We start from the raw sequence: 13,585 nt of genomic DNA, 5'->3' as shown, positions 1-13,585 counted from the left end.
GGGAGGTTATATCCATGCGTTTCCCATTAAGCCGCATCGCCTTTACATGCTTCGCTCTAAGCATGTTTTTTGGACAACTCAGTGCCGATTCATGTTCCTACTGGTGCCAAGGACCCCTACCCCCTTCCTCGGTACGTATTGGGGTTTATGGAGGCATCGTTCCATCTTATTATTCCCATAGAAGCGACAATCTCTTCATCGGACCCGACGGCATTGGCGGCATCGTCGGTGAGGACGATTCACCCGGTTTCCGCGATCAGTTTAACCTTCCCTGGACTATCGGGCTGGATGTAGGCTATGCCGATACGGACAGCAGCGAAGTGTTTTTCAGCATCACCTACGCCAAGGCGACAGGGAAGGATTTCCACTTTAATGTCGATGACATCCATGGCGAATTCAAATTCAAAAGCTACAGCGATTTAGGTCTCTGGATAGGCTACCGTTACCACTTCGTCGGGGCCGATTCCTGCGGCTGCTATTTCGATCCTTTTATCGGCTTTAAAGTCGGTGCCAAGTTTTTGAGCAAAGTCAAGGCCGACTACCATTCTCACCAGTTCAGCTTCTCGGAGCATGGCCTGACATACTTCCAAAAAGAAACTGTGCCGGCCATGGGCCTCCAGCTTGGCTTCTCGTTCAACTTCATCGACTGTATCGACATGGTGCTGATGGGCGAAGCTATCTGGGCAGGACAGTTCCGCGCCAACAACAAAATCTATCTGGGAGGCAATGCCGGAGATATCCAAGCCATCTCCGTCGGCCACACCGGCCCCGTCTGGACATTTCCCGTCACCTTGGGATTTGTCATGTCCCTCTAAAAAATGCCGGGGTAGTGTCTGTTTGACAAAAGCAGACACCCCCCTTTCCAACCTTTCTTCAACTGCAGCAAAGACTCATTCGGTATATCAATTCATCCCCTCGTTCATCGATAACAGTCTCTAATGATTGCAAAAAATAGGGAGCCTTCCTAAATTAAAGTTAGGTAGTAAACCTTAAGGAGAGGATACTGCCTCTAGCGACTAAGCATTCTAAGCTACGGGATTTGCAGACGCCAACTCCCAGCCGGAAAAGGATTTCTAAGAACCGCCTCATCGCCCGAGCATTAGCCAATGAAACCAAACAGGGGCATTTGCCTTAAGATTTTGGTTTTTAGAGCCTCAACATCGATTCAAAAGCGAGCAATTTATGTTTGATAAATTTACTAACCGAGCAAAGCAGGTCATCAAACTCGCCAAAAAAGAAGCTCAGAGACTAAATCACAATTATCTAGGCACAGAACACCTCCTTTTGGGGCTGCTCAAACTGGGTCAGGGTGTCGCCGTCAACGTTCTAAGGAACCTCAATATCGATTTTGAGACTGTCCGCAGTGAAGTGGAAAAATTGGTCGGCTTCGGTCCCGAGATTCAGGTCTATGGCGACCCGGCGCTTACAGGCAAGGTAAAAAAGGTATTCGAATACGCCAACGAAGAGGCGGCCAACTTAAATCATAACTACGTCGGCACGGAGCATCTGCTTCTTGGCCTTTTAAGACAGACGGACGGTGTTGCGGCACAAGTGCTCGAAAACTTGAACGTCAACCTCAAGGAAGTCCGCAAAGAAGTCCTTAAGGAGCTGGAGACATTTAACTTGCAGCTGCCCCCGATCGGCAGCTCGACAGTGATGGGAGAGCAGCAGACAACAAGAGGCGGACAAAACCCCAACAAGCCATTTGAAAAGGCGAGCGGAGGCAATGCCCAGGACAAGATGCCGGCCCTGAGAGCCTATGGCTACGATTTAACCGAAATGTGCCGCGAAGGGAAGATGGATCCGGTCATCGGCAGGAAAGAAGAGGTCGAAAGACTGATCCTCATTTTGTGCAGAAGACGGAAAAACAACCCGGTGCTCGTCGGCGAGGCAGGTGTTGGCAAGACCGCTATCGTCGAAGGGCTTGCGCAAGCGATTGTCAAGGGGGAAGTGCCGGACAATCTGCTCAAGAAAAAACTGATCACCCTAGACCTCGCCCTCATGATCGCGGGTACCAAATACCGCGGGCAATTCGAAGAGCGCATCAAAGCGGTCATGGACGAAATTAAAAAGAATGGAAACATCCTTCTTTTCATCGACGAGCTGCACACGATCGTCGGCGCCGGAGCGGCAGAAGGGGCCATCGACGCCTCCAACATTTTAAAACCGGCGCTCTCCAGAGGTGAGATTCAGTGCATCGGCGCAACAACCGTCGATGAGTACCGCAAACATATCGAGAAGGACGCTGCGCTTGAGAGGCGCTTCCAGAAGATCATGGTTCAGCCGCCCTCTGTCGAAGAGACGATCGAGATCTTGCGCGGACTGAAAGGAAAGTACGAAGAGCACCACAACTGTATCTATACCGAAGATGCGATCCGCTCGTCGGCCGTCCTATCGGATCGGTATGTCCACGGCAGATTCCTGCCTGACAAAGCGATCGACCTGCTAGATGAAGCCGGCGCCAAGATGCGCATTTCCATGATGAACCAACCGCAAGATATCAGCAAATTTGAGATGGATATCGAAGAGGTCAGGATCGCCAAAGAGACGGCAATCAGCAAACAGGAGTATGAAAAGGCCGCCAAGCTGCGCGACAAAGAGAAGACGCTCCGCGAAAACCTGCAAAAAATCCGTTCCGACTGGGAGATCGATAAACAGTCCCACGAAGTGATCGTCGATGAAGAGGATGTGGCAGCTGTGATCGCCAAGCAGACCGGCATTCCGCTGAGCCGTCTGACAGAAGGCGAGACACAAAAAGTGCTGAAGATGGAAGAGGTGCTGAGAGAAGGCATCATCGGCCAGGATGACGCTGTCAAAACCGTTTGCCGCGCTATCCGCAGAAGCCGTGCTGACATCAAAGACCCCAACCGCCCTATCGGTGCCTTCCTATTTCTCGGCCCTACAGGCGTCGGTAAAACGCTTCTGGCAAGACTGCTTGCCATCAACCTATTCGGCGGCGAGGACGCCCTGATCCAGGTGGACATGTCAGAGTACATGGAGAAGTTTGCCGTCAGCAGGATGACCGGATCGCCTCCGGGATATGTCGGCCATGAAGAGGGCGGCCAGCTGACAGAACAAGTCAGAGCGCGTCCCTATGCTGTCGTCCTCTTTGACGAGATCGAAAAAGCTCACCCCGATGTGATGGACATCCTCCTACAGATCCTGGAAGAGGGGCGTCTGACCGACTCGTTTGGACGCAAGATCGACTTCAAAAATACCGTCATCATCATGACATCCAACTTGGGTGCCGACCTGATCAAGAAAAGCTCCGAAGTGGGCTTTGGCGCGAAAGAGGACACTCTCGATTATAACACCATCAAAGACAAGATCGAGACGGCAGTTAAAAAGCATTTCAAGCCGGAGTTTTTGAACCGTCTGAACGACTTCATCATCTTCCATCCTTTAAGCCGCGAGCACCTGCTCCATGTCATCGACATCGAAGTGCAAAAGCTGCAGAAGAGGCTGGAGGCCAGACAGATTTTCATCGAGCTGGACGACAGCGCCAAAGGGTTCTTGGTCGAAAAAGGCTTCCAACCCGAGATGGGAGCGAGACCTCTGCGCCGTACAATCGAGCAGTATCTGGAAGACCCGCTTGCCGAAAAGCTTCTTGCCGAACCCGACAAAGGCAGAAGATGCCTCATCACGGCGCAAGACGACTCGCTTGTCTTCAAGGATTTGGAACTGGTCGATATCAAAAAAGATAAGTCAAAGAAACGAGTGCGCCGCCAAAATGGCGAGAAGACTCTTTCGAAGGACGACCTTCATACCCACGCAAAAGAGTAAGACATAACTCTTTTATCTCTTACGCTTCAAAGGCGGCTTGATCCTCAAGCCGCCTTCTATTTTTATACTGGATGAAATTTCCCATCTGTACCGGAAGCACCTCAAAATTTGGGCGTGGCTTTGAAAAAACTTCCTCGGATGAAAAGGTTGCAATTTACCACATACCACTAATATTACGTGATTTGCGCACCCATCTAGAGAGTCTTCTCTTTGCCAAAAACCAAATTTAGAAACACTTTCGATATACTTCGATTAATAAGAGCATTGTTATAATCGGGCCGGTTTTTGATACAATAACAATAGTTTTGCATGGTGTGGTTCAAAAAACCTGAACATCCAGAGCATCAAACACTATGACCATACACCTGCAAACTGCTTTATGCCGGGCATCCAATTTTTTTGAGATAGCCCCAATTGTAAAAAATGCCAAAGAAGATATTTCCTTTTTCGGTGGCAGATACATTTATGCTGAAGGGTATGAGGGAACTGTAGACATAGACGCAATAGCGGCTCGTTTTATGGAACTGCAAGAAACCCATTTTGAACCGACTGAAGAAGAGCGGAAGCTTGGAAGGGAAATTACGCCTCTGATAAGCAAACTCTATGAGAGCAACTACTCTAGGGATAAAAATATTCTAACCAGAATTTTCTGTGCCTTTCGTGATTTCTTGCGCAACGTTTGGATTTTGTTCTGTGCAAGGGGATATGGCACACGAGGTTCATGGAGCATTGACGATGGGGATATAAAATTTTTCGATGCCTATACATCTTCGCAATATCAAGAGGTCTTTGGCACCCCTCCTCCGACCGGTTTCATGCCTCATTGGGCAAGATCAGGCTGTCCCGACAGATGGTACCCACCCGGCTATTTCAATCGAGTGCGATTATCCGATCCGGTCTAACTTAGAGACGGTTAAGGAATTGGGAGTTCGTCGACTTAAAAGATCACTTTGCAAGTGCTAATTCTGGCCACCTCTCGACAGAGACCAACTACCTTGCCTGCCATTGATTGACATCCCTAAACGTCTCTCACAGTCTCTCCAAGAATTTTTAAGTAGTAAATCTGCACAGATCTCAAATTAAAACGATTGAATTTTTATCATAAATGAATTAGCATTTCTATCTAATTACAAAATCAATTTTTAACAAACTCGAGAATACTAATGATTACTCCTGACCCCACAGACACATTTTGGACTTTTCCTGACATAGACAGAGATTTCAATCGTTACAGCAGTGGCTTCAAAAAAAGTTTATCCTGCGAGGATGGCATTAAAAAGGCACACCTTTGTCTTGATAACACTTTCAATGCAGAATGCGTGGATAAAAACACAGGTTCTATCAAATATAGCATTGACAGAGTCGCATCATGCTCTAAAAAATCAATGTGTAATTCCGCTTCAACAGATTCTCTTGTGGATAAGATGGCCAGTGTATCAAAAAACATCGGCCACGCTTCTATATCCACTTCAGCTGCAAGTTTAAAGTGTGTTGGTGTCCTCGGCGTTGAATCATTTAGACTAGTTATGAGAAGTGAATTCCACCAAAATCCCGATGGAACTAAAACGTTAGTGCGCGTTCATAATATGCCATATTTCTCCGATTCCGAATCCGATTCCGAGTAAGTTCTCTTCACTATCTGCGAAAAGATAAAAATCCAGCATATTGCGCAGAAAAATTTAATTTTTAGTTGTTGAATAAGGAATGCTCTTCCGGCTGACCATTAAGAATCCGATGACGACTGCATGCCTTGCCTAAAACAGCTCCAAAATTAAGAAAATTAATAATTTATGCCTGAAAACAAAATCAACATTCCCTTGTCTGCTCTAGGCCATTTGCCTTCAGCCCAAACAAGTTAATATGCGTATAGAAGAAATAAAAAAACTGTGGATATTTACCTTTGCAATTTAAATTTCAAATAAATAACCAACATCACTCTACCGAATAACTACAACTGATTGCAGGAACGATCAAATACATCATTGCTCATTACAACTCGATGTGAGCATTAAGTTTTTAGGAGTATCTAATTTTGAATATAAGTCCCACCTCACAGCTTCAGAATTCAACTGCAAATGATTTTGTCGAAAATCCCCATCAGATGTGGGTTGTCAATAATAAGGAAATAAAACTATTCCTAGGAACAGAACCCTATTTTACAATCTGCGAAAACAATAGGATAACTAACCGAGTCGAGTTAACTGAAGCAGCTGTTAGAAGAATCCATGCAACAGATCAAATATACATTCACGTTATGAATAACAAAGAGCATTATGATTTTTGCCCTTTGCTATTTAAAAGAAAATTTAATCAATTAAAACTATCCTTAGTATACTCACGATTTGGCCCGCTTTGGCAATTGTACGATAGAAATACCAGAGAAACTAGATGGCAAAAATTTTCAGCCACATTTGTTTCCGATGCTTGTCACCGCAAAACATGGAATATGTTCGAAAAACACAAGGAGTGGATGCAAGCGGATATAAGAGCTATCGGAATCCTAAAGGACTTCGAAGAGGATTTCCTGATAAAAGATATCGTTTTTTTAAAGGAAACAGATACAGATCTACCATTATCTCTTGATCTAGAAGCGAAAGCCGAAGAGGAACGAAAAAAAGTATACGATCTCAAAAAAGAAAAAGCTTGGAAGAGCCCAAACATGGAGAGGCTCTCATCTCGCATGAGAAGCATGAACCTCAGGCTAACCTATCCATCTACTGGATTTCTGCTTCCATCAGAAAACAACGAGGGAAATAATAATGAAGATCCAGAGGATCTCTTTATTTATGGAAGCGCAGAAAATCGTAACCGGATCGAGGAAAAAGAAAAGAGATTTGCTATTTACAATACAATAGTTAGGTGTAATTTTCTGACAAGTGATTCTCGTTCACAAGTTTTAGGTCACAGACAAGAAAGTTTAATACACGGTCCAAGCCACTTGCCTTCATTGATCACAAAGCTGTTTTGTCAATTTTTACCCTCCACGGCTCCTAAAAATTTGCTTGTGTCAGAAAAGATACGACCTCTAGTAGAATCCATCTTCCCATTTTATGTAATCGTCGAACCACGAACCATTCCGTGCACACTAGATGCAAATGTCCGTATTAGCAAATTCCGATGGGCTATTTCATTAATTTGCGATGATACGAATGCTTATTCAGGCCAACATGCTTTAATAGTTGTTCAGGGAATCTATGATGGATCATTATCTATGATTGATAACCAACAGCGTACAAGATTGGGAGAGAGATTCACGCTCATTTCTCATTTAATGCATGAAAACAAAATAAAATTGAAATTTGTAGACAAGAATAAATTAAGATTCATTGAAAGAACCAGGGTATGGCTGCTAACAAGCAAAAAAATAACAATGATGGTCAACGCAATGGTAAAAGAAAGGGATGAACAAACCACTCCTTTTAGCATTCTAGGGGCTTATTCAGCGCTCGGAGGCGGCGGTCATAATTGTTTTACATGGGCTCATTCTTATTTAAAATCAGTTGGTATTGATTTAGGCTGGCCTGGCTTTGGTGTCTTGTTTACTCAAACTAAATCATACACTCAAAAACCTGAGTATTATCTGACACATCCAGACTATCAAAAAATATAAAACATAAGATTACGATATGACAATACACCTGCAAACTGCTTTATCCAGGGCATCCAATTTTTTAGAGATAGCCCCGATTGTAAAAAATGCCAAAGAGGATATTTCCTTTTTCGGCGGCAGATATATTTATGCTGAAGGGTATGAGGGAACTGTAGACATAGACGCAATAGCGGCTCGTTTTATGGAGCTACAAGAAACTCATTTTGAACCGACTGACGAAGAGCGGAAGCTTGGAAGGGAAATTACGCCTCTGATAAGCAAACTCTATGAGAGCAACTACTCTAGGGATAAAAATATTCTAACCAGAATTTTCTGTGCCTTTCGTGATTTCTTGCGCAACGTTTGGATATTTTTCTTTGCAAGGGGATATGGCACACGCGGTTCATGGAGTATTGACGATGGGGGTATAGATTTTTTCGATTCCTATACATCTTCGCAATATCAAGAGGTCTTTGGCACCCCTCCTCCGACCGGTTTCATACCTCATATAGCAAGCTCAGGCTGTCCCGACAGATGGTTTCCACCCGGCTATTTCAATCAAGTGCGATTATCCGATCCGGACTAGCTTAGGAAAGCTTAGAGACGGTTAACGAATTGGGAGTTCATCGATTTTAAGATCACTATGTGAAAGCTGTTATCGACCCCAAAAAAGATCGAAAATTGGTTCAACAGGAGCCGAATCTGGTAACAGCCTTTTACGCCACCTAGGTTCTTGAGCAAGATAAAGTGGACCTAATTTGCTCCGGATTACTTGACGCTCGTCGGAAAGAGAAAACAGTCTCTTAATGGTTTAGACCGCTTTCCCAATTCTTGATCTCCTCAAGAAGTGCAAGACGGTTGGGCATCTGCTTTAACAGGGTTCTCGACTTTTCCTGGCTCGCAAAATGCGCCACCTTGGCAAGCAGGTGCAAGTGGCTCTTGTCGTCGTGGGCAAAGATGAAGAACAGCGTGTCGACTGCAATGCCGTCGAGCGCGCCATAATCTGTGATCGGTTTTTCCGGATAGACAACGTAAACGGCGTCTTGATGCGACTGGATGAAAGACTCTCTTGTGTGCGGCACGCCAATGCCGTTGCCAACGGCAGTCGGCTGCAGCTCTTCCCTGTCGAGAATCATCTCGGTAAGCACGTCTTTGTCCAGCTTCAAGTCGTTTGCGATAATCTCCATCGCAAAACGGATGATCTCTTCTTTATTTTTTCCCGGGATCGAATGGAGCACGCCCCCTTTGTGGATCGCTCTGTAAAGGCTGAACTGACGATTGCCTTTACCCGGCTTCAGCTCCTCTTCCCTGATCGATTGATTATTTTTGTTAAGAACCCAATCCTCAATTTCAATACGGCTAAAACGGTACTCTCCACCAATACGGTAGCAAGGAATCCTGCCCTCCAGCACCCACTCTTCAACAACCGTTGAAGAAACATTAAGAAGATCGGCGACCTCTTTTACTTTCAGATCCATCGATGCATCCTCGCTTTTCCCACAAAGGAACCTAGTGTTCAGCTATAAATGATTAGAGATTCTTAAAAACGTCCATGATTTCCGCCCTGCTCTGGGCGTTCAGTATCTTTTTTCTGCGGGCATCGTCCTTGATGGCCACCGTCAACCCCGAAAGGATCTGCAGGTATTCTGTCTGTTTGTCATCAGGCCCGCCAATCAGAAACACAATGCGCACCGGCTGGCCATCCATCGCGTTCCACTCCACCCCATTTTTCAGACAGCCGATCACAATAAAAAAATCGTCGACATGCGTCAGCTTGGCGTGGGGAATGGCAACACCCAGCCCGATCCCGGTAGAGACAATCTTTTCCCTTTCGAATATGGCCTTTAAAAACTGCTCTTGGTCCTGAAGAAAAAACTGGGCATGAGCCATCTCGACCATGTCCGCTATAGCCTCGTCCCTGGACTTCGGATCAAAAAAACCTATCAGTTCTTCTTTGATGTAATTGTAGATTTTTTTCATAAAAACCGCCCGGCGAAAACTCCTTCCTCGCCTAGTTTAGCCCTGTACTTCCAAAACCGTTAGCCCCTCTGGCGGTCGCACTCACTGCATCGGCTTCTTCAAACTCCGCTTGCAAAACAGGTGCCACGACTAGCTGGGCAATACGCATTCCGGGAGTGATCACAAAAGGCTTATTGCTGAAGTTGATTAAAATCACCTTCAGCTCCCCGCGATAATCGTGATCTACCGTTCCTGGAGTGTTCAGAACGGTTACACCTTCTTTCAGAGCCAGTCCACTTCTCGGCCTGACCTGAACTTCATAACCTTCCGGGATATCCATATACAGTCCTGTCGGCACGGCGAGGTACTGACCTGGCTGCATAGTAAGCTCCCCCTCAATCGCCGCACGCACATCAGCTCCGGAAGCACCCTTGGATGCATAAACGGGAAGCTCCGCTCCCTTGTCCATTTTTGTCCTGATGACGACTTTTTTCAAATTTTGTGCAGCTGGCATGGGTGTTGTCCTAATTTAATACTTGAAACAGTGAAAGAAGTATATATTTATTACTTTTGTTTGTTGACGAGAAGTTCGAGCATCTCTGAAACGGTATCTTTCAGGTCATGCCTTTTCACGATACAGTCAATCATACCGTGATTCAAGAGGAATTCCGATTTTTGGGCTCCTTCAGGCAATTTCTGTCCGATCGTCTGCTCGATCACGCGGGGTCCGGCAAAGCAGATCAACGCCTTAGGTTCGGCTATGATGATGTCGCCGAGGGAGGCAAAAGAGGCCGTCACTCCGCCGGTAGTGGGATTTGTCAGAATGGAAATAAAAGGCAGGCCTACTTCTTCGAGTTTGGCAAGAGCTGCGCTCGTCTTGGCCATCTGCATGAGGGAGAAAATCGATTCTTGCATCCTCGCTCCACCGGAGGTAGATACAATCACGACCGGGAGTTTTTTCTTGATGGCATATTCGATGAGAAGAGTCAGCCTCTCGCCGACCACCGAACCCATCGACCCCCCCATGAAATTGAAATCCATCACGCCAAGAGCGGCCTTTTGACCGCCGATAAGGCACGGCCCCACCAAAACAGCTTCCGTCCTGCCGGTATTTTCCATCGCTTTAGTAAGCCTTTCACCGTAGGGCTCCGTGTCTTGGAAAGTCAGCGGGTCTTCCGAGCGGATATCGTCAAACATGAGCTCGAAGGTGCCTTCGTCGGAAAGAAGCGCTATCCTTTCTTCGGCCGAAAGGCGATAGTGATAGCCGCACTTAGGGCACACGCTGTAGTTTTTACTCAGCTCATTGGCATGAATCATCTCATTGCAGTCAACACACTTCAGCCAGCCGCTGTAACCATCTTTTTTGGTCGTCTGTATCTTGATTTTCGGCTTGCTTCTGGAAAAAAGACCCATACCTGACTTCTTTACATATCCTGTTTGGTTGACAGAAGCAAATGCTCCAGTGCGTCGCTACAATTTATCATTTTGAATCTGTTCAACTTAATTTTATCGATTACTACGCGAATCGTACCATGTTTTTTATTTTATGCAAAGACGGGCATGCGTTCACCAGCTCGTTAAGGTGAAAGACCAACAATCTTGATACCCCCGGCAATCTAAAGGGCTTCCGCCAAGTTTTTCTCAAATACACCCTTTTTAATATTTAAAAATTCTTAACAAGAAGAACTAAGTTAAAAATTTAATTATATATTTTTTCGTTTTTTGTTTTATAATTATACTAAAGAAAGAGAGGTTTATATGGATATAGGCCACAATCTAGTTAATTCTTTCGTTAACAATTATAACACACAATCCTATAAAGGTCAGGATGTTAAGATCTCCGGAAAATCGATGACCCTGGCTAAATTGGCAAAAGAAATAGGCAAAGCAGCAGAAAGCGGAACATTATCCCCACAAGAAGCGAAGATGGCCCTTGATAAGCTAAGCCAGATGAAGGTCATGAAAGATAGTTACAAATCAGGCAGTGTTCTAGCTCGAGTCAAATCATCAGTTGCAGAACACCTTTTGCCCAAAAACGTACAGGAAAGCAAAAGCTCAACCGTGCAGATGAGCAAAGCTACCAAAAACTTGGAAAAGGCTCACAGTGGACTAGAAGCCGCTGTTCCCGAAAGTTCCAGAAGCGACTATCGCGGTATGATTGGAAAAGTCGACATGCACGTTGACATGCTTTTTGACAAAGCTAAAATTCCAGACGGCCAGAGCATCATGGTTCACGTCAGGGAAGACAATGGGATGGGAGACTTGATGCTTGCCGTAAAAACAGTCAACGCTTTGAAGGAAAAGTTTCCCAATTTAGACATTCAGGTTTCGCTGGAAGTGAGAACCATTAAAATGGATGACGCCATCGCAAAAATCCGCGGCGAGACAAAAAACTCCGGATTGCCGGCTGGAAATGTCAACGCCTTCGACAAACGACCGAGCGATGCAAAAGAACCCGGTATGATTCTAATCATGCCTGATAATGCCTGTACGGAAGCTGAACACCTGTGGAGTAATTTTCAGACTCCACCAGAAAAATTGATGGTCAAAGAATATGGCTGGGGAGGACCGCTTGCCAGCGGCGGACTCGGCAGCGCCTCCTTGGGAATTTTTCTTGACTCCCGGCTCACCCACATCAGCGACACGCAAACTAGCGGCAAGGGAGTTTCCGAAATGGCATCTCACCAAGCCCGGGATCTGATTCTGAATGGTAAATCTCCCGAAGACTATTCCGCTTCTAACAAACTGTATTTCGCTTATGCGCACATGCCCAACCCCTCCGCCGGTTTCATGAAATCAATTATTAAAATGAATGATGATGACAAGAAAGACATCGATTTCTTCATGCGAACAGAAAATCATATCCCCGGCGCTAACTGGAACCTGAACGTCGACAATCAAGGACTTCATTTTATGGACAATTTTGGAGGAAAGGGCCGGGAGGTCGATGATATCTCATTCAATTTACTCAAAGAAAACGGAATATCGAAAGTGGAAGTTATCAAAGTTAAACGGGAAATTCAAACTATTGAAGTTGAAAACCCCGATGGGACCAAATCCAAAGTCACCCGACTTGTTCCGGTCAAAAATGACGACGGTACATTTAAACTTGAAGGCTCCATCTCGCATGATGTCCCTGGAGCGCCGAGCGATGGTAAAACTTTGCGTATCATCGATTGTTTTCCCATCCCTCATTCCGATGTGATGAAGCTGGTTGAACATAGCGAACCTGAGACATTAATAACTGGCAACCAAAGTTTTGGTGAAGCAGTTTCTGCCTCAAAATCCTTTTTTTATGAACAATTGCCGAACGACATAAGCTTAGGCCAACAAATGTCCGGACTTGCTGGCACCATCGATCCCCAATTTCAGCAAGTCATGGAAAAAATGCAGTGTTTTGAGGGGAAAATGGATTATGAATCCATTGCGTCAGCTCTCAAAGACCCCAGCACAAGAGCCAATTTCAGAGAATATGGAGCGAAAGTCCAGGAAGAATTTGACTTAGGCAAGAGGTTGGAGCTGAAAGTGAAGAGAGGGCTGATTTCACACACGACCCCACTTGTCAAAAAGGAATTGGAGAAAATAGAAGAGACCACCTCGAAATTAAGCTCTGAAGAGATGGATGCTCGGGATGAGTTAAGATCAAATGGCACACGTGTAAGAGCCGACACGCCGATACCAATGCCGAGCGGTCAATTCCAGCAAACAGTCGATAGCTTAGCTTCGCCTGTCAGCAAACTCATTGGCACGTTGGACATCATGCACTAGAATAAGGTGTTTTCAATCACATCAACTTCAGAAAAAGGCGCCCCCACCTAGCGGTCTTGCAAAGCTACCACAGGAAAAAAATTAAAGCAGACTCAGGTTTCCAAAGTTAAAAGTTGCTTTATACTGAAAGTATCTCAAAATTTGGCATGAAAGCTTCGAGAATCCCTACCGGCTCCTGCTAATTCTAAAACTAAAGAGAGATTCATTTGTCTGTCTCCTAGTGCAAGTAACCACAGCTACACTCCGTTTCGCTGTGGTAATTTTCTCTTGAATAGGCGGAGTAAAAAAACTCTACCTAATCAATTTATTTACACATTTTTTTTGACAGACCCGTGATGATCGCTTGTTTAAGAGATTAATCGATCCGATTCTTCAAGCAGGGTTTCGACAACTATCTCCTTGAGAGCCTACTCTCCAACGCTGCCGTCTTGAGAGCCTACTCTCCAACGCTGCCGTATAGTTTTATCTTTACAAGCTGTCGCAGGA

General features: G+C 45.4%; 10 protein-coding genes. 6 read left to right on the top strand and 4 right to left on the bottom strand.

What is annotated here, in order from left to right:
- Positions 1–14 precede the first annotated feature (14 nt).
- The 5 genes from ELAC_RS01395 (at position 15) to ELAC_RS01370 (ending at position 7,958) form a co-directional block, all read left to right on the top strand.
- Positions 15–815 (top strand): hypothetical protein, encoded by an 801-nt coding sequence (locus ELAC_RS01395; RefSeq protein WP_098037496.1) that lies wholly within the window; start codon positions 15–17, stop codon positions 813–815.
- Between the two features lie 367 nt (positions 816–1,182).
- Positions 1,183–3,783 (top strand): ATP-dependent Clp protease ATP-binding subunit, encoded by a 2,601-nt coding sequence (locus ELAC_RS01390; RefSeq protein ID WP_098037495.1) that lies wholly within the window; start codon positions 1,183–1,185, stop codon positions 3,781–3,783.
- 353 nt (positions 3,784–4,136) lie between these two features.
- On the top strand, positions 4,137–4,685 hold the full coding sequence (locus tag ELAC_RS01385) for a hypothetical protein (RefSeq protein ID WP_098037494.1): 549 nt from the start codon (positions 4,137–4,139) through the stop codon (positions 4,683–4,685).
- Between the two features lie 1,130 nt (positions 4,686–5,815).
- Positions 5,816–7,393, top strand: coding sequence for a hypothetical protein (locus ELAC_RS01375; protein ID WP_098037492.1), 1,578 nt, complete (start codon positions 5,816–5,818; stop codon positions 7,391–7,393).
- A 16-nt stretch (positions 7,394–7,409) separates the two neighbouring features.
- Entirely contained in the window at positions 7,410–7,958 is a 549-nt protein-coding gene (locus ELAC_RS01370) for a hypothetical protein (RefSeq protein ID WP_098037491.1), read from the top strand.
- A 217-nt stretch (positions 7,959–8,175) separates the two neighbouring features.
- On the opposite strand, the gene ELAC_RS01365 is transcribed toward ELAC_RS01370, so the two are convergent.
- From ELAC_RS01365 to accD, 4 genes are read right to left on the bottom strand one after another with little or no spacing between them, the layout of a single operon-like run.
- Positions 8,176–8,850: a PTS sugar transporter subunit IIA gene (locus ELAC_RS01365; protein WP_098037490.1), complete on the bottom strand. Its 675-nt coding sequence runs from the start codon at positions 8,848–8,850 to the stop codon at positions 8,176–8,178.
- 52 nt (positions 8,851–8,902) lie between these two features.
- A complete protein-coding gene (locus ELAC_RS01360) occupies positions 8,903–9,352 on the bottom strand; it encodes a PTS sugar transporter subunit IIA (protein ID WP_098037489.1) in 450 nt (149 codons plus the stop codon).
- A gap of 31 nt (positions 9,353–9,383) precedes the next feature.
- Complete coding sequence (gene dut, locus ELAC_RS01355) at positions 9,384–9,845, bottom strand: dUTP diphosphatase (protein WP_098037488.1); 462 nt, start codon at positions 9,843–9,845, stop codon at positions 9,384–9,386.
- A gap of 50 nt (positions 9,846–9,895) precedes the next feature.
- On the bottom strand, positions 9,896–10,744 hold the full coding sequence (accD, locus tag ELAC_RS01350; protein WP_098037487.1) for an acetyl-CoA carboxylase, carboxyltransferase subunit beta: 849 nt from the start codon (positions 10,742–10,744) through the stop codon (positions 9,896–9,898).
- Between the two features lie 438 nt (positions 10,745–11,182).
- Between accD and ELAC_RS01345 the strand changes: the two genes are divergently transcribed.
- Positions 11,183–13,099, top strand: a complete 1,917-nt coding sequence (locus ELAC_RS01345) for a hypothetical protein (protein WP_143406405.1) — start codon at positions 11,183–11,185, stop codon at positions 13,097–13,099.
- The last annotated feature ends 486 nt before the right edge of the window (positions 13,100–13,585 follow it).

This window comes from Estrella lausannensis, assembly GCF_900000175.1.
GTDB classification, from domain to species: Bacteria; Chlamydiota; Chlamydiia; order Chlamydiales; family Criblamydiaceae; genus Estrella; species Estrella lausannensis.
The sequence above is the reverse complement of the archived record's forward strand: the minus strand, read 5'-3'. Positions and strand labels throughout refer to the sequence as shown.